This window comes from Edaphobacter dinghuensis (assembly GCF_014640335.1).
GTDB lineage: Bacteria > Acidobacteriota > Terriglobia > Terriglobales > Acidobacteriaceae > Edaphobacter > Edaphobacter dinghuensis.
Genome location: NZ_BMGT01000002.1, coordinates 23663 through 48634 on the forward strand (window position 1 = coordinate 23663; position 24972 = coordinate 48634).

The 24972-nt window shown below is 54.4% G+C and carries 17 protein-coding genes and 1 tRNA gene; 12 read left to right on the plus strand and 6 right to left on the minus strand.

Annotated features, from left to right (window positions below; genetic code table 11):
• The first annotated feature begins 75 nt into the window (after positions 1-75).
• Genes IEW09_RS05795 through IEW09_RS05805 form a run of 3 tightly spaced genes read left to right on the plus strand, consistent with a single transcriptional unit; the run spans position 76 to position 2686 of the window.
• Positions 76-717: a phosphatidylserine decarboxylase gene (locus tag IEW09_RS05795; protein ID WP_188553269.1), complete on the plus strand. Its 642-nt coding sequence runs from the start codon at positions 76-78 to the stop codon at positions 715-717.
• Complete coding sequence (gene pssA, locus IEW09_RS05800; protein ID WP_229739132.1) at positions 717-1580, plus strand: CDP-diacylglycerol--serine O-phosphatidyltransferase; 864 nt, start codon at positions 717-719, stop codon at positions 1578-1580. The genes IEW09_RS05795 and pssA overlap by 1 nt, the downstream gene beginning before the upstream one ends.
• A gap of 53 nt (positions 1581-1633) precedes the next feature.
• On the plus strand, positions 1634-2686 hold the full coding sequence (locus IEW09_RS05805) for an Asd/ArgC dimerization domain-containing protein (protein WP_188553270.1): 1053 nt from the start codon (positions 1634-1636) through the stop codon (positions 2684-2686).
• 16 nt (positions 2687-2702) lie between these two features.
• Here IEW09_RS05805 and IEW09_RS05810 read toward each other — a convergent pair whose 3' ends face one another.
• Positions 2703-4355, minus strand: a complete 1653-nt coding sequence (locus tag IEW09_RS05810; protein ID WP_188553271.1) for a trehalase family glycosidase — start codon at positions 4353-4355, stop codon at positions 2703-2705.
• Between the two features lie 191 nt (positions 4356-4546).
• On the opposite strand from IEW09_RS05810, the gene mak reads away from it, so the two are divergent.
• From mak to IEW09_RS05850, 8 genes are all read left to right on the plus strand, one after another.
• Entirely contained in the window at positions 4547-5479 is a 933-nt protein-coding gene (mak, locus tag IEW09_RS05815) for a fructokinase (protein ID WP_229739133.1), read from the plus strand.
• Between the two features lie 96 nt (positions 5480-5575).
• Positions 5576-6544, plus strand: coding sequence for an amidohydrolase family protein (locus IEW09_RS05820; protein ID WP_188553272.1), 969 nt, complete (start codon positions 5576-5578; stop codon positions 6542-6544).
• A gap of 237 nt (positions 6545-6781) precedes the next feature.
• The gene (locus tag IEW09_RS05825; RefSeq protein WP_188553273.1) at positions 6782-9001 is read left to right on the plus strand and encodes an outer membrane protein assembly factor BamB family protein; all 2220 of its coding nucleotides are present in this window, start codon (positions 6782-6784) and stop codon (positions 8999-9001) included.
• A gap of 107 nt (positions 9002-9108) precedes the next feature.
• Positions 9109-10359, plus strand: a complete 1251-nt coding sequence (locus IEW09_RS05830) for a nucleoside permease (protein ID WP_188553274.1) — start codon at positions 9109-9111, stop codon at positions 10357-10359.
• A 68-nt stretch (positions 10360-10427) separates the two neighbouring features.
• Positions 10428-11330 (plus strand): sugar phosphate isomerase/epimerase family protein, encoded by a 903-nt coding sequence (locus IEW09_RS05835; RefSeq protein ID WP_188553275.1) that lies wholly within the window; start codon positions 10428-10430, stop codon positions 11328-11330.
• Positions 11331-11473: 143 nt separating this feature from the next.
• The gene (locus tag IEW09_RS05840) at positions 11474-12421 is read left to right on the plus strand and encodes a GlxA family transcriptional regulator (RefSeq protein ID WP_188553276.1); all 948 of its coding nucleotides are present in this window, start codon (positions 11474-11476) and stop codon (positions 12419-12421) included.
• 110 nt (positions 12422-12531) lie between these two features.
• Entirely contained in the window at positions 12532-13299 is a 768-nt protein-coding gene (locus tag IEW09_RS05845) for an HD domain-containing protein (RefSeq protein WP_229739134.1), read from the plus strand.
• 274 nt (positions 13300-13573) lie between these two features.
• Positions 13574-13650, plus strand: a tRNA-Asp gene (locus IEW09_RS05850).
• A gap of 226 nt (positions 13651-13876) precedes the next feature.
• On the opposite strand, the gene IEW09_RS05855 is transcribed toward IEW09_RS05850, so the two are convergent.
• Complete coding sequence (locus tag IEW09_RS05855) at positions 13877-14551, minus strand: PEP-CTERM sorting domain-containing protein (protein WP_229739135.1); 675 nt, start codon at positions 14549-14551, stop codon at positions 13877-13879.
• 540 nt (positions 14552-15091) lie between these two features.
• On the opposite strand from IEW09_RS05855, the gene IEW09_RS05860 reads away from it, so the two are divergent.
• Positions 15092-17257 carry a hypothetical protein gene (locus IEW09_RS05860; protein ID WP_188553277.1) on the plus strand — a complete coding sequence of 722 codons (2166 nt, stop codon included), beginning with the start codon at positions 15092-15094 and terminating at the stop codon, positions 17255-17257.
• Positions 17258-17273: 16 nt separating this feature from the next.
• On the opposite strand, the gene IEW09_RS05865 is transcribed toward IEW09_RS05860, so the two are convergent.
• From IEW09_RS05865 to IEW09_RS05880, 4 genes are all read right to left on the minus strand, one after another.
• A complete protein-coding gene (locus IEW09_RS05865; protein ID WP_188553278.1) occupies positions 17274-19667 on the minus strand; it encodes a GH92 family glycosyl hydrolase in 2394 nt (797 codons plus the stop codon).
• A gap of 169 nt (positions 19668-19836) precedes the next feature.
• Positions 19837-21057 carry a hypothetical protein gene (locus tag IEW09_RS05870; protein ID WP_188553279.1) on the minus strand — a complete coding sequence of 407 codons (1221 nt, stop codon included), beginning with the start codon at positions 21055-21057 and terminating at the stop codon, positions 19837-19839.
• A gap of 43 nt (positions 21058-21100) precedes the next feature.
• Positions 21101-23509, minus strand: coding sequence for a hypothetical protein (locus IEW09_RS05875; RefSeq protein WP_188553280.1), 2409 nt, complete (start codon positions 23507-23509; stop codon positions 21101-21103).
• 18 nt (positions 23510-23527) lie between these two features.
• The gene (locus tag IEW09_RS05880) at positions 23528-24727 is read right to left on the minus strand and encodes an alpha-xenorhabdolysin family binary toxin subunit A (RefSeq protein WP_188553281.1); all 1200 of its coding nucleotides are present in this window, start codon (positions 24725-24727) and stop codon (positions 23528-23530) included.
• Positions 24728-24972: the final 245 nt, after the last annotated feature.

The window sequence follows — 24972 nt, forward strand, 5'->3', positions numbered from 1 at the left end:
CGATTTGCCGGCAGAGGGTAGGAGCAGCAACAAGCACAGAGTGAAGGTGTGCGTGGCCTTATAATCGAGTCACTTATGGTTCGAGATGGATTTTTCTATGCGTTAGGCCTCGGCGTTGTGGCAGCAGTGCTCTGGTACCTGAAGATGCCGCTTGTGCTTGTGCTGGTGCCGATACTGCTGGCTATCTTTTTTCTGTGGTTTTTTCGTGACCCCAACAGAACAATTCCGCAGGGACCTGGGCAGATCGTCTCGCCTGGCGATGGGCTGGTGACGGCCGCGGAGTGGATTGAGACGACGGCGGGCAGCCGGTTGCGGCTTAGTATCTTTCTTAATGTCTTTGATGTGCATGTGAACCGTGCGCCGGTTAGCGGGACGGTTACCGTGGTGGAGTATCGCGAAGGTGAGTTTTTGAACGCGATGAAGCCTGAATCCGTTCTGCACAACGAGCAGACGCTGATTGTTATCGATGCCGGTGGGTATGCGGTTAGCTTTAAGCAGATTGCCGGTCTGTTGGCGCGGCGCATCGTATGTAATGTGAAGGTTGGCGATCATGTGGAGCGCGGCCAGCGGGTTGGGCTGATTAAGTTTGGATCGCGGGTGGATGTCTTGCTGCCTGCTGAGGCGGAATTAAAGGTGAAGGTCGGTGTGCGGGTTCGTGGCGGATCGTCGGTGCTTGCAGTCATTCCTCAAACTAACCTGACGGCAACGGTGGCATGATGGCATCCCTGGCGTCCGAGGGGACGCAGATGGACGAGAGCGGCAGGCCAAGACGACACCCCAGCCGCGGTATGTATGTGCTGCCGTCGCTGTTTACGGCGGGCAATATCGCCGCAGGCTTCTACGCGATTACGCAGAGCGTGCAGGGGAGCGTTGGCGAGCCTGTGCACTTTGACCATGCGGCGCTGGCGATCGGGTTTGCCATCCTGTTCGACGGACTGGACGGGCGCATTGCGCGAATGACGAACACAACCAGCGACTTTGGCAAGGAACTCGATTCGCTGGCGGATGTGGTTACGTTCGGAGTGGCTCCCAGCCTGCTGGCGTACATCTGGGGATTTCGGATGTTGCCGTTGATGGAGCATCCGGGGCTGCGCGACCAGATCCTTCATCTTGGCGTCTTCGTCTGCTTCGTGTTTCTTATTTGCGGTGCGTGCAGGCTGGCCAGGTTCAATATCAGCGTCAATCCGCAGCCTCGCAATCCGGGTCGGCCCGGCCGCAAATACTTTGTGGGGATGCCGATTCCGGCTGGTGCGGGGGTCATTTGCTCGGTCGTCCATTGTTTTAATGGATCTCCGATCAATCGTCCGGCGATGGCCTTCCTGTGGCTCGGCTTGATTGCGTTTACCGGTTTTCTGATGGTAAGCAGTTGGCGTTTCTGGAGCGGCAAGGAGATCAGCCTGGGAAACCGGCATCCATTCCAGATGGTTGCAGTGGTCGGAGTGCTGATCGCGCTGCTGTGGCTTTACTCCGAGTACATGCTGATTATTCTCGCGCTGGGCTACCTGGTGTCGGGGGTGATGGCGCGGCTGGCGTATTCGTGGAGCAGGGAACGACGGCAGCACTCGACGGAAGCATCGTAGAGAAGGTGCGGGTTTTCGAGAAATAGTTGGCGAAAGAAGATTGCAGAGTAGATATGGCGACTGGAATTTATCGGATTGGCATTGTCGGGGCGTCTTCCCTGGTGGGAAAAGAATTAAGCGATGAACTGGGTGAGTCTGTGCTGGGGGCATCGGATTTTGTACTGCTCGATGAGAAGGAGGCAGCCGGGCAGATTGCATCGAGCGGCGACGAGGTTTCGTTCATTCAGCGGCTGGAGTCCTCTTCGTTCGATCACATGGATTTCGTCTTCTTTGCGGGTAGCGCTGAGGTGACAAAGAAATATTGGCAGGACGCACGACGGGCCGGTGCCAGCATTGTTGACCTGACGTATGCGCTGGATGGCGAGAAAGATGTTCGAGCGCGGGCACCGTGGGTAGCGGAGGCGCTGGCGGCGAAGGCTTCGCTGGGAGGGAGCGAGTTAGATCTCAATACGCCTGCGGTCGTCGCGGGGCATCCTGCGGCGGTGATGCTGGCGCTGGCTGCGGCTCGGTTGCAGGCAAAGATGCCGCTGAAGAGCGTTGCAGCGACAGTGATGGAGCCGGCATCGGAGCATGGAAGGCTGGCGATGGATGAGCTGCACCAGCAGACCGTCAACCTGCTGTCCTTTCAGACGCTTCCGCGAGAGCAATATGATGCGCAGGTAGCGTTCAACCTGCTGCCCTCGCTGGGAGAGGCCGCGAAGGTGAAGTTGGCGGTGGTGGAGAAGCGCATTCGGACAGAGTATGCGGAGTTTTCAGCAGGCGTGTTGCCGCCGCTGGCTTTGCAGCTTGTGCAAGCGCCAGTGTTTCACGGCTATGCGGCGTCCGTGCTGGTAGAGGTTGCACAGTCTGTCACTGCGGAGCAGGTAGAAGCTGCGCTGGCAGGCGAGCATGTAGATATTGTGAGCGGGGAGTCTGATCCGCCGAGCAACCTGAGCGCGGCCGGGCAGGAAGACATCATGGTTCGCGTGAGCGAAGACGTGAGTAGCGATGGAGTATCGCGGTTCTGGCTTTGGATGGCCGCGGATAATTTGAAGCTGGCGGCGTTGAATGCGATTGCGTGTGCGGGAGAACTGCGCCGGTTGCGTCCGCTGGGCAAGGTGCAGTAAGCAGCCGAGCCTGGAATTACTTCGCACGGTTTTGGTTGCGAATCAGGTCGCTCATTTGCAGATAGACGCCGTTGGTCCAGCCGAAGCCGACGGCGTTGCTCTTGTAGCCAGCGGCAACTTTTACGTTGGCTGAACCGCTGACCACGTCATATTTTTCGCGGATGGTGCCGTCGCGCAGGAAGTTCACTAAGACAGTCTGTGAAAAGTCGCTGGCTGCATGTGAGGCGTCGCCGGTGAAGCCGTATTGAGCAAGCCCTTTGACGGCGAGCCAGTTTGTGGGCGCCCATCCGAAGGGGAGATCCCATTGGGTGCCGGAGTCGTTGTCGCTCATGGCGAGGCCGCCGGGGTGCTCGAAGAGGGAGAGGTGTTGGTCGATTGCTGTGGCCTGCTGCGGGCTGGCGAGCCCGGCCCACAGCGGATAGAAGGCTGCGATGTAGTTGTAGGTAGAGCGTTGATGGGTGGTGAAGTTGTAGTCGTAGAACATGCCTGCGGTTGGGTTCCAGAGATATTTGTTAACGGCATCGCGTCGAGCGGTGGCGCGGTGTTCCCATTCGGTGGCCTCTGCGGTGCGGCCCAGCAGGGAGGCGAAGTGGGCCATGTCGCGCTCGTATTTATAGAGCAGGCTGTTGAGGCAAACGGGCGCGTAGTCGTCGGTTGAACCGCTGAAGGGGCCGAAGCGGAAGCTGGTGTCGAAGCCCGATTCTCGCATGGCGCGGTCGCCACTGTAGAAGGCGCGAGTGAGGCGGTAGCCTTTGTAATAGGCGCGGGCGCAGACTCTGGATGTAGTTACATCGCAGCTTGTCTTTGCGAGTGTGGCGGCTTCGGTTGCAGATGGATGTTCGGTGGCTTTGATGAGATAGGCGGTGTGGGTGTCGGGGTGTACGAGCAGCCAGCGGATGACGTTAGGGTAGTAGTCGCTGTCGTCAGCCATCTCGGGCACGGGACCTTCACCGATGTCCTTGTAGCGGGCGAGGCCGGTGTCGCCTGCGCGATGGACCGGAGACGTCCACAACTCGTAGTCGCGCTGAGCGTAGCTATAGGCTTTGGCGAGCCACTCCTTCGAGAGCGGCTTGCCGTCGGAATGCTCGTAGACTTCTCGGATCATCGATGAAAGAAACGGCGGCTGCGAACGGGTGAAGTAGTAGGTACGGTTGGCATTGAGGATCGCGCCGTAGTTTTCGATCTCGTAGAAGAAGTTTTCGACCATGCCGCGGGCGAGGTCGGAGCGGTGGTCGTGGACGAGGCCGAGGATGATGAAGTAGCTGTCCCAACCGTACATCTCGTTGAAGCGGCCGCCGGGGACGACGTAGCGATTGGGAAGGTAGAGGAGGCCTTCTTTGGGGATTTCGCTGACCTTGACATCGCCTATGTGGATGATCTTTCGCGGCAGACGGTGCACCTCGATGTTGCAGAGCTTTTGCGCGGCGATGACGGGTGCCGGCATCGGCAGGCCAGCGGGGAGGTAGAGTACCGGGGCTGTCATTACTTTGGGATCGACCAGCGATTTGCAGTCGGACATGGAGCGGGAGAGACTGTCCCAACTGTTGTGAATGTAGCTAAGAATTTTCGCATTGGAGGATGCATCGGTGCTGGTCGCTTGAGCGCTGGCGTTACCTGTGAGGAGCGTCGTTGTAAAAAGCAGGATGCCGATGCGAAGTAGATATTTCATGGATGGTCCTTACTTTTCTTCGATGGTCAAAAGAGGGGATAGAGAGGCTTCCTGTATTCGAAAACGGTAACACTTTAGCATCCGCGTTGGGCGGCTGGAGCAAGCGCATGGACTTCTCTGTGGTGGCGTAGCTCCTGTTCAGAGGGTAGTGTTAATCTGCGGATTTTAATGTGAAACGCGAAGGAGTATTCGTGGCGAATAAGAGCGGTGGAGCAGGTTCGGAGATGCGGATTGGCATCGACCTTGGAGGAACGAAGATTGAAGCGCTTGCCATCGACAGAGATGGAAAGGAATTGGTTCGGCATCGTGTCGATACTCCGCAAGGCGACTATGATGCGACGGTAGCGTCGATGGCGGCGCTGGTTCGACGCATCGAAGAGGAGATAGGTCGAACCGCGACGGTGGGCGCGGGCATTCCCGGCTGCGTCTCGCATGTAACCGGAGTTGTGAAGAATGCCAATTCGACATGGCTGAATGGAAAGCCGCTGGATAAGGATCTGTGCAAGGCGATGGATCGCGAGGTGCGCGTTGCGAATGATGCAAATTGTCTTGCCATCTCCGAGGCTACCGATGGAGCGGCGGCGGGCAAGCGGCTGGTCTTTGGAGTGATTCTGGGGACGGGATGCGGCGGCGGCATCGCGATTAACGGTCACGTTCACGATGGGCCGAACAGCATTGCTGGTGAGTGGGGGCATAATCCGTTGCCGTGGATGCTGCCTGAGGAACTGCCGGGGCCTGCGTGCTATTGCGGGAAGAGCGGGTGTCTGGAGACGTGGATCTCGGGGACAGGTGTGGCGCAGGACCACAAGAGGGTGACGGGCAGGGAACTGACGACACGGGAGATTGTGGCGGCGTCGGAGGCCGGTGATCCTGATGCTGTGGCTACGGTGAATCGATTTGAGGACCGGTTGGCACGGGGATTGGCCCATGTGATCGATTTGCTGGATCCGGATGTGCTTGTCTTTGGCGGAGGATTGTCGAAGGTGCAACAGCTCTATCGGAATCTGCCGAAGATATTGCCGCGGTATGTCTTCGGCAAAGAAGTAGCTACGCCAATCGTGCAGGCTAAGTTTGGAGACTCCAGCGGAGTTCGCGGCGCGGCATGGCTGTGGCCGAATCAATGATGCGCTATTTGCAGCGCCACTAGAGTGCGGTATGGTGGCGTAGATCGTTCGAGAAAATCTAATTTTGTTCTCATTGAGCGGCACAGGAGTATACATTTGCGGCGCAGAAACTTTCTAAAACTCGCAGCGTCCGCAGGTGCATCGTGGGCGACGCATCCGATTCGGGCAGCCGTCCCGGCAACACCAATTCCTATTATCGATGCTCATATCCATCTCTTCGATCCAAGTCGACCCGGAGGGATTCCCTGGCCTGAGCCAAGCGATTCTGTTATCTATAAACCAGCGCTTCCAGATCGTTATGAGCGCATCACGGCGCCGCTTGGGGTAGTAGGGGCCATTGCCGTAGAAGCCAGCCCCTTGCTGAGCGACAACGACTGGGTGCTGCAGGTCGCAGCGAAGAACCCCGTAATCGTGGGAGTGGTTGGCGATCTTATACCCGGAGCACCGGATTACGCCAAAGAGTTAGAGCGTCTCCACACAAACCCTCTCTTTGTAGGCATTCGCTACGGCAATCTCTGGAAGCGGGATTTGGGATTGGACTCGAAAAACCCTGGATTTATCTCAGGCTTGAAATTGGTTTCAGAGTATGGTCTTGAACTAGACAGTGCTAATCCCGACAATAATCTGATTCGCGCGATCGTCGAGGTGTCGGATCAAGTTCCAGAGTTGCGCATAGTCATCGATCACTTGCCTGCCGCTCCTATTCCGCCTCCAGGTGCTGCACGTAACGAATACTGGTCGCATCTTCGTCACTGTGCGAGCAATCCAAACATCTTCATCAAGCTGTCGGAGATCCCCGTTAGAGTTGGCAAGGATGTCCAAAAAGACCCCGCCTACTATCGTGAGCGGCTCGATGATATCTGGAACCTTTTCGGAGAGGATCGCATTCTCTACGGTAGTGACTGGCCAAACAGCGATCATCTGGCAACATATGCCGATACACTCGCGCTTGTACGCGGCTATGTTATGCAAAAAGGTAACGCAGCGTGCCAAAAATTCTTCTGGAAAAACTCAATTGCGGCTTACAAATGGCGACCAAGAAACACAAGCCAGAAAAACCTGTAAGAGCATTGGGATAAGTCTCGAAGGCATTTGCGTATTATGAAACAAATCCCAAGGCGCTCAGGAAATTGTCAAATATCCATAATTTGTTTTTTCAAATTCTGAGCCGTGCACGTCATTTCAATGACTTACAGTAGCAAAAAAGCCATAACAATTGTTATTTCACATCCCATTTTTGCAAGGATGCACGAGTGCGATATGGTGGCGTAGACCGCCAGGGATCGATAAAGGATTGTCTGAATGCGAATTAGGAGTTGGGCTGCTGTTACTGTGTTTACTCTGTTCGGCATGGCGCTTTGGCAGGTGCAGGCAAGACAAGCCAACGTGGTTGCCGCAGCAAGTCGAGGATCTGAAGCTACAGCGCGAGATTGGCCTGTCTACAACGGCGGGGTCAATGGCGATCACTATTCGCCGTTGACGCAGATCAATCGCTCGAACGTAAGCCGGTTGAAGGTTGCATGGACGTTCGATATGCACGAAAAGGGTGGGTTGCAGACGAACCCGCTGGTGATCGGCCGGATACTCTACGCGTATACCCCATCGCAAAAGGTGATCGCTCTCGATGGCGCAACGGGTAAGGTGATCTGGACCTTCTCTCCAGAGATGCCCGGCGGCCAGCCTACGCGCGGGCTTAGCTACTGGACCGATGGCAAGGAGAGCATCCTGTTCGCTGGCGCTCTCACCAATCTTTATGCGCTTGATCCGGCGACAGGGAAGCTTATCCCGACCTTTGGAGATCAGGGCAAGATCGATCTTCGCAAGGGACTGGCCGAGGGCGACTATACCGGGGTATATCTCGCTCCTACCACTCCGGGTTTGGTCTTCAAGGATATGATCATCGTCGGATTTCGTGCGCCGGAGGAGGAGCCGGCACTGCATGGCGACATTCGCGCGTTCGATGTCCATACCGGCGCTCTTCGCTGGACCTTTCATACCATTCCTCATCCGGGCGAATATGGCTACGAAACGTGGCCGAAGGATGCGTGGAAGATTACTGGCGCAGCCAACAACTGGGCGGGCATGTCGCTTGATGAGAAGCGCGGCATTTTGTATGCGCCTACCGGTTCTGCTGTAACTGACTTTTACGGCTACGACCGTGCGGGCGACGATCTGTTTGCGGATACTCTGCTGGCGCTCGATGCCAACACTGGAAAACGGATATGGCACTTTCAGGGTGTTCATCACGATATATGGGACCGGGATTTTCCTTCTCCGCCAGCACTCGTGACAATTCATCGAGATGGCAAAGCGATTGATGCCGTAGCGCAGACTACGAAGCAGGGCTTTGTCTTTCTCTTCGATCGCGCAAACGGCAAGCCGCTGTTTCCTATTGAAGAGAAGCCATTTCCTGCATCGAATGTTCCCGGTGAGACGACCTCGCCGACACAGCCGATTCCGCAACTTCCACTGCCTTATGCTCGTCAGCTACTCACCGCGGATATGCTGACCACGCGAACGCCGGAGGCCCATGCCTGGGCGGTGGAGCAGTTCAAGACCTTTCGCAGTGAAGGTCAATTTATTCCTTTCAGCGTAGACAAGCAGACCGTGGTCTTTCCGGGTTTCGATGGCGGAGCCGAGTGGGGCGGGCCAGCCATCGATCCTCGTACTGGCGTCATCTATGTCAACGCCAACGATATTGCCTGGACGGGAGGATTGACGGCGACTAAAACGAGTGGCAATGCGGGGACGGATTTGTATCAACATCAATGCTCAATGTGTCACGGCGCAGATCGAAAGGGATCGCCACCGGCATTTCCGTCTTTGGTTCACGTCGATCAGCGACTGAGTGATGCTGCGATCACATCGTTGATTCACGATGGAAAGGCAAGAATGCCTGCTTTTCCAGGGATAACGGGAGAGAAGCTGGATGCGATCCTTGCGTTTCTCAAGACCGATTCCGACGCGATGAATACCGGAAAGGGTAATAGCGCGCAGAAGATCTCTGCCGAGAGTAGTGCGCGGACAGCCAATACGACGTTGTCGTCGAAGAGTGAGTTGGGAGGCGCTGAAGCTGCGACTGCGCGGTATCACTTTACCGGCTACCGTAAGTTTCTTGATCCTGATGGCTATCCAGCGATCGTTCCACCGTGGGGAACGCTCAATGCTATCGATCTAAACACAGGCAAATATCTTTGGAAGGTGCCGCTGGGGGAGTATCCCGAGCTGATGGCGAAAGGAATGAAGGCGACCGGCTCAGAGAACTATGGAGGGCCGATCATTACTGCGGGCGGTGTTGTGATTGTCAGTGCGACGATCTACGACAGGAAGATTCGAGCCTTCGACAGTCGAACCGGCAAGCTGCTTTGGGAGTACGAGCTTCCTTATGCAGGGAACGCAACGCCTGCAACGTACATGATCGATGGGAAGCAGTATGTGGTAATTGCTGCGAGCGGTGCGCGAAATCCTGCCGGACCGCAAGGCGCAGCCTATGTGGCGTTTGCCTTGCCGCAGCGAACCTGAATAGGCGCCGTCTGGCTCTGAGTTGGGGATGGTTGTCCCGACTGGTTCGCTCGTGAAATAGTGGGATGCCTGAGTAAGTGCGGCCGTAACGGAAGAATGAGGATCGAATGAAACTGCAGCTTAGAACGCGCCTGAGCACCATGATGTTTCTTGAATACTTTATATGGGGCGCATGGTATGTCACCCTGGGAACCTGGCTCGCAGGTTCGTTGCACTTTACCGGGCAGCAGATAGGGTTAGCCGCGGGAACTACGGCGGTCGGTGCCATTATTGCTCCGTTCTTTGTAGGCATTGTGGCAGATCGTTTTTTTGCTACCCAGAAGGTGCTCGGTTTTCTGCACATTATCGGAGCGATCCTGCTCTTCGTTGCTTCGATCCAGGCTTCGTTTACTGCTTTCTACGTTCTGATACTGCTGTACTGCCTGGCGTTTATGCCGACGCTTTCGCTGGCAAATTCTCTGGCGTTCCGGCAGATGGATGATCCAAAGGAAGAGTTTGGCGCAATCCGTGTTTTGGGCAGCGGCGGATGGATCGTTGCGGGGCTGCTGATCGGCACAATGCGTTTGGAGGCCACTTCGACGCCGATGCGGCTCGCCGCGCTGGCCTCGTTGCTGATGGGGCTTTATAGCTTTACGCTGCCTGCTACACCACCGCTTGCGCGAACAGAAAAGTTCTCGCTGGACAGCATCTTTCCTCGCGAGGCGATCAAACTGCTGGGCGAGCGGTCGATGCTCATCTTCGTGATTGCTTCTTTTCTGATCTGTATTCCGCTGCAGTTTTACTATGCATTTACGAATCTCTTTCTTAATCAGACTGGAGTCAGTAACGCTGCCGGCAAGATGACCGGCGGCCAGATGTCAGAGCTGATCTGTATGCTCCTGATCCCGTGGTTCTTTCGTCGGTTAGGTGTGAAATATATGCTGATCGCCGGTATGTTGGCCTGGGTTGCCCGATATCTTTTGTTTGCGTACGGCAACGTCAATGCACACATGTGGATGTTGTGGGGTGGCATCCTGCTTCATGGCATCTGCTACGACTTCTTCTTTGTCACGGGTCAAATTTACATCGACCGCAAAGCTCCGTTGAATCTTCGTGCGGCTGCACAAGGCATCATTATCTTCATTACTTATGGCCTGGGCATGTTTGTAGGGTCGTGGCTCTCGGGAGCCGTGGTCAGTCACTATGCGCTTGCTGCTCCTGTTGGCATGGCCACCTACGATTGGAAGTCGATCTGGATGTTCTCGGCTGGTGCCTCTGCGGTTGTTCTCATCCTGTTCCTCTTTACGTTTTCCGATAAGGGAGAAGATCCGAAGCCTCTTCCGGCTGAGAACGCCGATTCGTTACAGGTTCCAATTTAAAGTCTGCGCAATCGTTGTATCTGAAGTACGCCGTCAACTATTGCATTACCCCATAAGGAGAAAAAGACATGAAGGGAAGTACACGAAGAGAATTTCTGCGAAACACAGGCAGCCTTGGGGCGATGGCACTGGTAGGCGCGGCCATGGGACCGGCGACGGCGTGGGCCGATCCCATGGGGTTGCCGGTTGGGATTCAGCTCTATACCGTTCGCGGCGTGATCGAGAAGGATACTCCTGGGACTTTAAAACAGTTGCACGATATTGGTTATCGCGAAGTCGAGACTGCGGGCTTTGGCAAATACTCTGCTAAGGAGTTCGGTCAGCTTATCAAAGATGCAGGACTATCGTGTCCCAGTGCCCATCTGCAACTGAACGGTCCTGAATACGGCCAGGTCTTTGACGATGCTCATGCGCTAGGTGTGACCTACGCGACAAGCTCCACCTTATCGGCGTGGGCTCCAAAGCCGCACACGGCGATGACTCATGGATGGCCGAAGCTGGGGCTCGATGACTTTAAGAGGCTGGCAGCGAAGATGAATGATGTTGGGACGAAGGCCAAGGCTGCAGGTCTGCAGTATGCCTATCACAATCACGATCTTGAATTTCAGAAGATGCCGGATGGAAGTTATGGCTACGATGTGCTGCTCAACGAGACAGACCATGCGTTAGTGAAGTTTGAGATCGACTGCGGCTGGATGGTTGTAGGAGGAGCTAGTCCGGTAGAGTACATGAAGAAGCATCCCGGTCGGTTCCGCATGATCCACGTGAAGGACTTCAAGGCGATGCCTCAGGCTGGAAAACGCCCCGAGGGAAGCGAGCTTGGAGCAGGATTCATCAACTACAAGCCGATCTTCGCAGAGGGAAGGCTGGCAGGTATCCAACATGCTTTTGCGGAGCAGGAAGGTCCATATACAAAGCCGGAGATGGAGTCTGCAAAGATCGACTATGCCTATCTTCATTCCATGAGCTAACGATCTGCAACGTTGCGATGAATGACGGGGAAGAGGTGGACCAGACCTCTTCCCCGTCATTTTTCCAGGCGAGTTTTCGAGGTCAGATTGGCCGTCGTGACCAGGAACGCGTTTTATCTACATTGCTCTTCTAGGATGGTGGTATGCGCAAGATCGTTATCAGTGGACCGCCACCTGTTCAGATTCTTGATGTGACGGGCCCGCTTGAAGTTTTTTCCAGCGTTCCGGACTACGATGTCCAGGTCGTCGCGCCGGATGACTCTGGCCAGTTAGTCACAAATCGCAGGATCAATATCAGTGGAGCTGTCTCGCGAGAGAGCATCACCGGAAACATTGACACTCTTGTAGTGGCCGGTGGACCCGGTGCTGAGAGCGGCGTATACGATGAGGGGTACATCCGCTGGATTACTGAGGTTGCCGCGCGGTCGCGTCGTGTTGCTTCCATCTGCACAGGAGCGTTTATTCTCGCCGCCGCCGGGCTCTTGAATGGTAAGCGCGCGGTAACTCACTGGAACTTCTGCGATCGTCTTGCGAAGGAGTTTCCTCAGGTAAAGGTGATGCCAGATCCAATCTTCCTTCGGGACGGTGAGGTTTACACTTCGGCGGGTATTACTGCAGGCATCGATCTCGCGCTTGCCATGGTCGAGGAGGACCACGGGCATCAGGCAGCGCTCGCCGTCGCGCGCCAACTTGTGATGTTCCTTGTTCGTCCTGGCGGTCAGGCGCAATACAGTCATACGCTCTCAAGACAAGCGGCGACATCACAACCACTTCGCGAGCTTCAGGTGTACATGCTTGAAAATCTCAAGGCTGATCTTTCTGTTGAGGCTCTTGCGGCGCGAATCGGCATGAGTCCGCGTCATTTCTCGCGCACTTGTTTACGGGAGATGCAGATGAATCCAGGTCAGTTCGTAGACCGGCTTCGTGTAGAGGCCGCGCAGCAGATGATCGGAGGCTCTTCCATGGGCCTAAAGGAGATTGCGGATGCGTGTGGCTTTGGGTCCGCCGATTCGATGCGCCGTGTCTTCCAGAGGGTGATAGGTATCTCAGCCGGCGAGTATGCTGAACGGTTTCGACGGACGAAGCTTTAAGTTGATGCTTGCCGGATGTCCGAAAATGTCGGAATGATGTCATTGCTGCATCTTCCTGTTCAACCTAAGCTCGTTTTGAAACGAGAAGAGTTGCCAAGGAGATGCAAATCATGAACAGAGATTCTTTTTCAATCGCAACATCCAGTAAGGCCGAGGTTGTGGAAATGCAGACAGCCGAATCCAGACCGCTTTTTCGCGAGCCGAAGGTTGTCATTCCCGTACCTACTCCCCAGACAAAGTACCAGCACGTACAGCCCGGTGTGCCGGACACATTACTGGCACGTGAGGCGACCGGGCTACTCCATGAGTTCAGCACGCCTCTTCTTTTTAACCATTCCCATCGCGTATTTTTCTGGGCGAACGAGATGGGACGCCGAAGCGGTCAACCATACGATCAGGAGCTGCTTTTTATATGTGCAGCCTTCCACGATCTTGGCCTTTTGGAGAAGTTTTCAAGCGCCGAAGATCGCTTCGAGGTAGATGGCGCGAATGCTGTACGCCAGTTTCTCGAGCATCACGGCGTGCCGTCTGCACGTATACAGGTCGCCTGGGATGCGATCTCGCTTCATACAACCCCAGGCATCGTTCAGTACAAGCCGATAGAAGTTGAGCTGTTATACAACGGGGTTGGCCTCGATGTTTTGGGTATTGGTTACGATGAGTTTCCGGATGATCTGCGAAAGAAGATCGTTGCCCAGTATCCGCGCGTGAACTTCAAGCAGGACATCGCAAAGGCTTTTCTTGGCGGATTCGAACATAAGACCAGATCGGCCGAAGGAACCTGCAATGAAGACATCTGTTCCCACTTCATTCGCAATTACAAACGGAGCAACTTTTACGAACAGATTCAGAGTTCTGCATTCCCGAACTCTGAATAGATCGAGGCATATGGCGAATTACACGTATAGATGGCCCTCTCTACACTCGGCACGGCTGATGCCGAATCGAATGTGGAGAGAGCAAGATATCGTTCTTCGTCGATCATGCAAAGCTTTCGAACTGGCTTCGGTGAATTAGCAGGAAGCAGCTTTTGGAATCCACAGAACGACTCTTTTTTTGTTCAAGGAGGAGGTAAGTGGATACCAAAATGCGGCAATCTTCTGATAGACTTGATCTTGTTGTTGCAACAGCCACGTTGTTGAAAAGCAACCTGGGGACGTAGCTCAGTTGGTTAGAGCGCTGCCCTGTCACGGCAGAGGTCGCGGGTTCGAGCCCCGTCGTCCCCGCCATAAACCTCAAGAAACTAAATGGTTTATGGCAAGTGGCACAATCAAGATTTGCCTTTGAGGGTGCTGGAGCAATCCGCACCCTTTTTCAGCGTCAAATTCGCGAAGAAAGATAGATTACAAAAAATCGGGCTGTACTAAGGTGAAGGTCCCTTTAGTACAGCCCGATCGATTCTTATCCCTCACTTCGTCCCATCTGGAAGCAAGCGAAGGACACTTTCAAGTTTAGTTATGCCTTGGCCATCTTCCGACGAACAATGCCGGCCATCCCTAACATCCCAGAACCGAATAGCATCAGGCTGGAGGGTTCCGGAACAGGTGAAGCAGTCGGAGGAGTTACTCCGATCATATCCTGGGCAGTACCTGGATACCCCGAGGCCTGACTGCCGGGAATCGCAGCATAGATGGTGTACTGGCCATCCTCGTAGGCTGACGCATTCGTACCTTGTGCGACTGCACTCACAGCCAGGGCGTCCAGAGCCTGTACGCTCGCAGAGTCCATGCCATCGGCCTGCACGCCTGACAGATCATTAAGCCCCCATATTGCATATTGGTAGTCGGAGTTGCTGTAACTGCCTGGGTTGGTGGAAAGTTGATTGAACAAAAACGCCTGTTCCAGGTCCAAAGTGGAAGAGGAAGACGTAACCGTATTCGGTGTAGCTGACCATGACTCATTCATCTCTATGGAATTTGCGAGGTCAAGGCACATCACCGTTTCATCATTCAAGCCAGCAGGAGTACCGTTTACATAATTCTCGATCGTGACCTGATAAGGACCAACAATCTCAGGGCCGCTCGTCGTACCGCCGCCCGTGAACGTCATCGTAACAGTATCGGCCTGCGCGACTCGTGGAAGGAGCGCAAGACTAAATACTGCAAAAATAAGTGCAATGCTTTTCTTCAAGTAAAAATCTCCTGTCCCCCGCAAGCAGGCGACCGTTAGGGACATTCCCCTTTTCAGACATGGGAGAGTGCCATTAATGGATGTCGCTGTTTCTCACTCTCTAGACCTAAACAAAGTTAGATGGTTGATTATGGTTGTTAGGAATACACAGACGAGAGACAAATCGATTTGAATCTCTTTCATTACGACGGACGAACACTTTTTATTTCACGAGCCTCATAAGTTCGTTCTTGAATACTCTTTCCGATCGAGCCCCTTCCTAAAAGGGGTGTTTTCGCAACCCCCGCCAGCCACCAAAAACACGCACCCGCAACCTCTCGACGAGAGTCAGTCGAACTTTTGCTCGCGTTATGAACGATAGGACTGCCGACGTTCACTCGGCGTGCACTTCTGTCACGTTTCGCGATGCTTGCAGCCGTTGCAAACAATCGCTTATGTGGTTACGTGTCCTTCTCTTCAGAGCAAGAGTGATATAAGTCCATAATGGAGCACAAATTGGAGAGCAGGAACAAGGCAGGATCGGACAGAACGGAATCCAAAATGGTTTTTACGCGTCGCCAGTTTTGCGAGGCAGGTGCTTCAGCGATCGCTGCTGCGATGACGCCGGTGAAGTCACTTGCTTCAATCGGCGAATCGAAGGCTGCGAGCCTGTCAGGCGTTCCGACACTCGATGAGTTGGGAACCGAATGGCTCGATTGCAGCCAATTGGCACATATGCCCTCTCTTCATAATTTCCATGAGATGGCAGCCTGTGCTCCGGACCTGGTTGGCGTGAACTTTCTACCCGGGGGACAGCTTTATAAGGATTCGGGGCCTCATTGGTATATCTACAACACTCTGCCGCTATGTCGCATGACTATCGACGCTACGGCGCATGACAGTATGACCTGCAGGTGGTTTGCCTATCAGGCAGTAAGGCGTGCTGAAACATCTGATCTCGAAATCGTGACCACGAATCGCCTTGTTATGGAGGACACGACGATCTTGTGGCGCGTCGAGTTCAAGAATACAAGTGCTATGGCCAAAACGATTCGGGTAAAGATTGATACCGATGGCGTTCGCAGCAGCGATGCAGGCCATGTTCAGCTTGTTGCCAAATCCCAGAAATTCGCGATGAGCGCAATCTACCAATTTGTAGACTCTCCCGTCGAAGAGAATGCAAAGGGAGCGGAGGTGGAATGGGAGTTGCATCTCCCTCCGAAGCAACATCAAGAGGTCCGCTTTCTCATGAAAGTGAACGACGAAGATGCACCTTCTTCTAAGGGCGTATCTGCAGCGTGGTTCGAAGCAGAATGGGACCGTGCGAAGAAAATCTGGGATGAGCGCTGGATGAGCGCCTTTACGCCCGGCAACAAATTCTTCTCTGGAAACGCTCCGACGCTTTTCACGAAAGATGCTGCGATCAGCGAGATCTACTACCGAAGCGTATTGACCCTGATGGTTTTGCTGCGAACCAACCTCTGGAGCAATCGAACCTTCATTACGAGTGGAGAACGCGCAAAGGGAATTGTCTTTTATTGGGATACTTCACTGTTCTCAACACTTTTTGCAATGCTCGAACCTAAGCAGATGAAGGAGCAGATCAAGCTCTTCCTTGAGCAGGACCCGCATGAGAATGCGGTGATTGTGTTTAAAACCAAGCGCCCTGCCTCTCCCAGGACGATCGACACTCCCAAAGGATGGGACCTCAGAGGTTATGCGGCGAATGATCTATCTATCTTCCGCTTAACCTGGTCCTATTTGTCCGTGACGCAGGATGAAGAATTTCTGAACGAGAAGATTGCAGATCAGACAGTAAATGAAAGACTCCAGGTTTTGGCGACTGACTGGAAAAAGTTGTTGCGCCATCCCTCGGATCATCTGGCCGACTATGGGGAAGCTCCCAACCTTCTGGAGTGCGTCCCTACCTATATTCATAAGGTGCCGTCGTTCAATGCTGCCAACGTGTGGATGATGCGTGAGTACGCAGACATTGTGGAGCTCACGGGGAATCACACCGAGGCGGTCGAACTTCGCCGAGAAGCCACTGATATGGTTCAGTCGGTGATGACGCTGTATGAGCCGGGCAAAGGTGTCTGGTCCAGCCTGCATCACGATGGCTCCCGAGTCGAGATGCGGCATTGCTATGACTTTGCTACTGTCGGCAGGTTTATGGCCGCAGATCTCCCCGTCAAAGTTCGCGGGGAGATGGTTGATTTCGTCCAGCGGGAGCTGTTGATGGAAAAGTGGATGCGTGCTCAATCTATGTTGGATGTCGCGGCCGCAAACTCTGACAGACCAGATCACGGCCCGATGGGAGCTTACGACGCGTGGCCCGCGGTGACTGTCGATGCGATGTGCATTCTCGGGTACTGGAAGGACGCTATTTCTTTCCTGAGGAGAACCAGAGCTGCAATTTACGAGGGAGTTTATGCGCAGGCACATGAGTTCTATGGCCCACGGCGACGTGAGTACGATGCTCCAGTTCGAATTGCCCAACGCGGAGGCTGCATGCGTGAATGCACGGGCGGCGGGGCATTTGCGGAGACCATTATCAATACGCTATTCGGCTACGTTCCAAAACTCGGCAAGCAATTGACGCTATTCGAATCCCACACTCCGAGAGGGATCACAGGGGAGCTGCGACACGTGCGCTTCGGCCAGGAGCAGTTCACAATCCGATCTGGGAACACCGGGCTGCACTTGAGGAAAGAAGCGAAGGTCTGAATCCGTATGAGACAAATTACTTCGTGGCGTCGTTGTGTGGCTGTAAGTCTGCGCAGGTAGAGAAGCCTGCATCGCTCATGGATGGCGGCGGGGTAGCTTTGCCCCAGTTTGATGGAGCCGGTCCCATCGTCAACACCAGCGTGGCTCCGTCTTTGATCTGGGAGTGTCGGAACCAGGCGTACGGCAGATCCACTCCGTTTATCGTCGCGGACTGCACGTAACGATTAAGGCCGTTCGGGTCGAGGTTCTTTGCAACGATCCGAAGCTTCTTGCCGTTTCCTAAAGAGAGGGAAGCCTCGGGGATGCTCGGTGTGCTGATGAGGTAGACATCCTGCCCGGCTACGGGGGAGATGCCCAGCGTGGAAAAGATCAACCAACTCGACATGGCGCCGGAGTCGTCGTTACCTGGGATGCCGCCGCGGCTATCGGTGAAGTCTTTTTCGAGAATCATATGAACAATGTCGGCGGTTCTGTCCGGCCGTCCCGCGTAGTTGTAGAGCACGGGAAGCAGAAAACCCGGCTCATTGGTGACGTCGAAATGGTCATGAAGGAAGGTCCAGTCGAGGCGGCGTACAAATGCCTCATTGCCGCCGGTCATCGCAATCAGACGGCGCATGTCCTGCGGTGCATAGATGGAGTACGTCCAGATATCGCCCTCGTAAAAGAAGTCGGGCCATGTACCCCGTACGACAAGGTAAGGCGCAGCCCAGCTACCATCCGGGTTGCGAGGCCGCATAAAGCCGTTGAATCCCTCGACCGTCATGTTCTTGTCCCAGAGATGCTCGAAGTTATGCGCGCGGCTTGCATAGAGAGCGGCCTCCTTCGGTTTACCTAGACCGCAGGCCACCTCGGAGATGGCGAAGTCGTCGTAGCTATATTCGGCAGTGCGCGAACCGGAGCGCTCGTCGGCAAGCGTAATGTAGCCCTTCTCGTTGTAGTCCCGTAGACCTCCGCGGCCCTCCTTTTGTGGATTGGCTGGGGGCACCTCGGCGTCGTGAATCATGGCATCGAAGGCGGTCGGATAGTCGATGCCTTTGAGCCCTTTAACGTACGCGTCGGCGATCACAACGTTGGCGTTCGATCCGCCCTGAGTGCGGCCATTGTCGTTGCCGCTGCGGGCATCGGGCATGTAGCCGGTATGACGATAGATATCGATGAGGGAGCGAATGATATCGCGTTGCCGATCTGGGGAGATTAAAGTCAGCAGTGGGCTGGAGGTGCGAAACGTATCCCAGATGCAGTAATAGTCATCATAGTAAGGCTCTGAGGACTTCCAATCAGGATTCTCCCCGGTGCGATCGGTAGGCATCAGCATGATGTGATACATCGCCGTGTAAAGCTGTCTTCGCTGTGAATCGGTCTCTCCCGAAAGATTCAACTTCGCCAGTTCGGTATTCCAAAGAGCTTTGGATGCAGCATGAACTGCCGCGAAATTCCACGCGGGAATCTCATGCTCCACATTCTGCTTGGCCTGTTCGGCACTGATAAAGGAGATGCCGACCTTTGCCTGGATGACTTGGTTCGCTTTCGTGCTGAAGTTGAAGGTCGCGCCTATCGGCGTAGTGATTGGCGTGTCTGCTGGAGTCTTGTCACCCACGACCGCGTCTCCGGCATCGCTCAAAATCGTTCCCGTCCACGTCCGCACTGCTCTCGCAGGCGTGTCGAGCACGACGTAGTAATACACCCTGTACTCGCCGCCCCGATTCCAGCCTCCGGAGAAACGGGCTACACCTTGAATTTCGTGGTCCGAGATAACGTGAACCTCGGCGCCGAGGAATTTTTGCGCCTGCCAGGTTGTGCCTAATCCAAGTGCATGAGCGACATTGATCGTAAGATGCGATTGCTGCGATGCAGGAAACGTATAGCGATGGAAGCCAACCCGGCGACTGCTGGTTAGTTCAACTTTAACGTGGTAGCGAGTGAGGTCCGCAGCATAGTAGCCGACCTGATTGACCTCGTTAATACGCGGAGTCTTGATGTCGTCGAGGTTGAGCGGTCCGGTAGCGGGAGCGACAAGGATGTTGCCGTACTTGCCCTGCGCGCCGCTGAGATGAAGTTGCGAAAAGCCAAGAATCACGCCGCTGCTTGAATATCCAAAGCCGGAGCGGCGACCGTCAAAGGACTCCATATCCGGCCCCACTTTGACCAGACCATAGGGGATTGCCGCGCCAACAAACGTATTGCCGCCCCAGTCGACCCCGATGAATGGATCGACATTGCTGGTGTAATCCCGAACTGTTTTTGCGGAGGCCTTTTGCGCCCAGGCAAATTGTCCCATCGTGACGAGAGTGATACACGCAAGTGTGACGAGGCCTGAGGCGTATCGGATCAGGACGCCGCGGCGGTCGACGAAGGGAGGCTGGCAGTGATCGCAGACAGGCCTTCTGCCAAAAATAAAATTGTCAGTCATCAATTGCTCTCTTTGTTGACGGTGACGTCCAGAATTGTGTTGGTGAAGATCACTCGCCCAAGAGGCGGCGGATGCCCCTCAGTATAAACCGCTTCAACAGAGAAGAGGGAACAGGTCTCCATCGCGAAGATTCACACAGTGAAGCGGTCTTTTGTGCTCGCCTGATCTCTCAGGGACCTACCTTAGTAAACCGCCAATACTGGCCGCTCACATTCGCAGTCGGCGACATAAACGCCTGCTGCTGAGACGAGTCCAGCGAGCGGAACTCTCCCTGGAACGAATTGATTAACCGGATCCAACTTGCGTTTTGTATCGGCATGCAACGCCAATACTGGCCCGTGTAGTTGCCGGTTGCAGCCATCTTACCTGTATCCAGCGCGAATAGAGCTCCCTTGGCTTTGTTCTCGATTCTGAACCAGCCGGAACCTATCTTGCGGAACCGCCATTCCTCTCTTGCGTCTCTGCCTCCGGAAGGTCGAGGCAGTATCTTCAGATCCGCAGTGTTATCGGAAGCCAACACCAGGCCTCGATTCGCAACAAAAAGGTCGGTCATCTCGTAATAAGCATTTTCGTCAATCGGGCAGTTGTCGTAGTAGTTATTGCCCGTGAGATATTTCTGCTGTGTCGGCATGTCTGTGATGAAACCGTTCGCCGATTTCTGGATGTCCTCCCATGTGCGAAGGCTAATCCTGATATCGAGACCAACCAGATTATCTTTCGTCATTCTTTGCCGGAGATCATCGAGGTCGGATATCAGCGCTCCCCATTGACCATTCATCAACGCTAGAGCGGTCTGCACATCGTTTAGTTGCGGTCCGATCTTGACCCACTGATTGTCAGGGAAGTGTTGCCGCTCGTATTCTGCAATCGCCGCCCTGCCGGCATTGTTAAACTCCGCCTCCTCTGCGGTTGTCGTGGCGGTCAAATCCTGCAACCTCGTGAAGCGCTGCCGCAAGATTTTGTAAGTCGAATCGAACTCTGCCTGCGCCGCCACAGGGTCGGAGTTTCTCTTCTTCATGCTGCTATCGAGCGCCATCAAAAGCGTCCTGATATCGTTCGTTGCCAGTTGGCCGGCAATGTCGTTTATGCGCGGAAAGGTGCTTGTCCTCCATGTACGAGCGGCAGCGCGGAGACGAGGGTAACTGGCAAGTTTTCCGAACCGGCTAGGATACGCGGTGTTCGTGGCTCCGGGGGTATAGGAGTCGAATGCTACAAGGAACACAAAGCTATTGATGTCGGTCCAGACTTTTTTCGGAACATTGAAGGTCGCCTCCGCCTTGGTCGCGCTGAGGTCCAGCGAACGTTGTTGAGCCTTCATCTGAACCAGGCAGAACGACAGGACGACGGCCAAATACATGAGCCGGTACCGGCTGCGGCGATGCAGAACCATTCCAACTCTCCATTGTGCGTGCGACGTTTTCAAGGCTTTGACCTTACCGCGGTTTTCTCACCGAGGTTCCAATCATCTCGACCTTGATAGAATCCACAGTCTTGAGATCCAGGCCGGGGGACTTTACCTTCAGCGTCCATCCACTGAACGGCGGCGGAAGAACACCTTCGATCGCCGGATCGTACTTGATAACCTCGCCCTTATATTCGAAGGAGAAGAAAAATGGATCACCCGTGAAGTGCACCGCGCCGCCGTTCGGAAGGCGGTCCCGCAGAACAGCGCCGCTCAGAAGTTCCGTCACGATGCTGATGGTGTTGCCGGGTCCGACTAACCACGCGCGCATTTGACGAACGCGAACCAGGCCGTCTTCAGAAAACGAGTCCGCTGCCTTGATATCAAAATGGACTTCGCCATCGGCATCAAGGTTCGCGAACAACTGCGTGTCGGCGCTTCGTTTAAAGAGCAACTCTTCTGCTCGATAGTTGCCGCTGAGAGGCTTGAATGAGGTGAGGGCGCGATCGACATCGAGAAGCATCTCCTTCATCTCGGTCGCGTCACTGGGCACAACCGCCGAAGGCATCTTTGCCGGCCACGCCAGGTGTCGATAAAAGTAGGCGGCACGATACTTACAGTACGCGCTGAAGAACGCTTGCCGCAGTTCCCGCAAGCGCGCCGAGCGCTGAAGACTTAACGTCACCAGGACTTCGTCTTGATTACTAAGATTGCCGGAAAGTTGCTGCAACGTGGCAAGCTTCGCCTCGACTGCAAATTTTTGTAGCACCAGCGTTCCCAGCTCACGCGTACGTTGCGCAAGAAGCGATTGTTGCTCAGAAAATGCCCGGTTGAGAATCGCGAACTTTTGAAGGTTGGTTTTGTAGGTGCGCGCCGCAGATTTAATTTTGTCGCTGGCGTCTTGATCTAACAGGATGGAGTCAAGCTGATTGACAGCTTCGACCTCAAAGCTATCCCAGATGGCCTTGGATTCTACCGGGTCGGGCACGCCGGTGGTTTCGCTCACCATGTCGCCAAGAGCCGCGGCCGTTGGGTAATGCTTATCAATATTTTTAATCAGATCAGATGAGATTTTAAAAAGCTTGGCTATGCCAGGTCCCGCCGACGACAAGCCCTTGCCCAGAGCCTTCTTGTCTTTGCCGTCAATACTGACTACTTCCTTGATGATATTGATTGGCAAAAGATAGAGGAGCATAATTGTCCGCTTCGTGGTCGCGGCTCCCTTGATTCCGCCCTTCACGCTGCTGAGCGCACCGCCGACTGAACCAAAGGCGGGCTTCATCGTCGCGATCCCTGCACCGATTTGAAATACGGCGACTACCATCTCAAACGTTGCCTTGACGATGGTCCGAATCCGATCTTTTTTCAACTCTGTTTCAAAGTTGATACTTTCGATCTTCGCCTCGAAATGCTGATCTTCGACGCGCTTCCTAGCCGCTTCCGTCGCATTTCTGGAGCCGCGGACGAGGTCCTGTGCTGTCTTCACCTCCGACTCCGTCACCCTTAAATCTTCGCGGTCACGAGCCATCCAGGCGCTGACCACCTTCCCGGCAATCTCCGTGAACTTGTCCCTCGTCTTTTCGAAGTTCTGGTCCAACTCATACTTATCGGCCAACTCCTGGTGCGATTTGGCCAGAGCTAAATAGACCTCCGGAGTGCGCGCCGGTATGGGATACACCGCCTGTCCGGCATCGTCCCATAGAGGCAGCAGCCGTTGGAGCGCTTCCGCTTCTTCGAAGAGCCGCGTGAGATAAGGCGTCGGATATGCTGACCAGCGGACCAGCCATGTGAGCAGCGACCGTGCAAGGGTACAGTGTTCCGGTGAGGTGAAGCTAGGCGCAAATGCCCCTGCCGCCAAGTCGAACTGGCCGGAGAGGATTTGATAAAGAGGTGTCGAGAGATCCAGCAGCTTCAGGGGAAGCTTTCCGACTTCCGCGACTAGACCGGTATTGTCACAGCTGAGGGCCTGGAAGCGAAGTGGTTGTCCAGGTAATGAGGCTTCGAGTCTCCTTGTGGTGGCTTCGGTGTCCTTCGTGCCTTTTGTGCCCGTCACTGTTACCCATAGTTCGTTTTCGATCTCGTCGGCAATAAATTGAACAAGGGGCTGCAGATCTAACTTTGAATTGTGCACCAGGGCTACATCGGCGCGGTCGCCGTCCCGAGTGCCAACTAATATCTTGCGGGCGAAGATGCGCAAAGTCTGGAATCGATCGCGCAGGATGATCTCTGTGTCGCTTGGAATAAAGACTGTATCCGCAAAGACTTCAAGCGAGGTAGCATCGCTCTTCAGCGCTTTGGCATATGCCGCAGCCAGATCCAGTTGGTACCCGATTTCTACGAAGTGCCCCAGCGACTTTGAGTATTTCGGTGCGACCAAATCGCCGAGACGGCCATCCTGCCTGAGTGTATTGGTAAGAGCCACATATTCGTCGTAATGCATGGTGTTCTCCGCCAGACGCTAGGCAACCTTCACATTTTTGAACAACTGGTCGACGGTGGCAGCCTTCTTGGCATCACCGAAGCGGCGATATTGGTCCGCCTGATCAGACAGAGCCTTCCACGTTTTCTGAGCCGTTTTAAGGTCAAGCGCCGCAAAACGCCAGTCTTCATCAAGCGATCGGCCCTTCGCTCCATCCAGTTTTTGTACCAGTTCCTCCAGGTCATGGGTCAGCGCGTTCCACGCTGCCTCCAGCTTGCCAACGGATTTAATCGCTGCCTTCACGTCCTCGAGCGTCTTGGTCGTCAAGTTAAGCACGACGCTGTAGTTGTTGAAAAAATTCTGTTCGGTAGAGAGCTTCTTCTGGGTCTCTTCGAGTTTGCTGATCTTGCCCTGAAGTTCTTCTTTCTTAAGGCCATAGTCGACACCGACGCCAATCAGAACACCCGCCATGACAAAGAAGCCCAACCCCGGGATCAGAAGATATAAGGGCGAGGTCTCGAGCACGATTTCTTTATCCTTCTGTGTTTTTCTTAGCGCATTCAACTCCCTTTGCAAATCCTCGACCGCTTCCTTGGTCTTTTGGAGCTTGCCTTCGTAGTCGGCGTACTTGTTGCCGTAATCCTCAACATGCTCGCTGAAGTTTCCTTTCGACGTTTCCAGGTTACTTAAAAAAGTTGTCAGTTTCGTCTTCAATCTAGCGGCCTCTTTGGCGCGCTTCTCGGCGTCCGTATACAGGTACGCAATGTACTCCTTGAACTGCTCCTTGACTTCCTTGCTTTCGGGCGTCGGATTTCCTGTCCCTTCCCAATCCTTGGCCAGTTCCTTCAATTTCTCAGGCGTCACCGTGCCGGTCTTACGATAAGACTCGAGCAGAGCAATCAGTTCCGGATAGACAGTCTCGACGGTTCGGTTGTATTGAACGATGTCGCCGGCGAGCTTCAGCGTGCCCGGTTTAATGTCGCCCGTAAACGTCTCGCAATATCCTTTCAATTCGCTGTAGAGCTTGACGGTGGCTTTGAAGTCCTCGCCAAGAGGCACCTTGTCGTCAGTTATCTTCAGCTTGGTGCGCATGGCCTTGTCGGTCGTGGGATTCTCGGTGATGGCCATGTCGCAGAAGGCCTGCAATTTAAGCCACTCGTCGGACGTCAAAATAGAAAGGCCCTCTTGCATGTCGGCATTTGCAGAGAGTGATTCGGTAATCGTGATAACTTTAGTCACTTAAGTTTCCCCTTTTCTTGCAAGAGTAACTATCCCCTGGCATAGCCTGGAGCTTTTTGACGTGAACTGCTCAAAGCATTCTAAACATGGCCTAAAACGCGGTCCCGGTTAGATCGCCGTGTAAGTGCAGATCATTCAGAGGCCTATCATGCCAAGCTTGGTTCATCATGTCAACCTTCTAATTTCTCTTCTTATTGATTACGAAAGTAACTCAATTATTCGCCGCATTGTCTAGTCATTGAGAC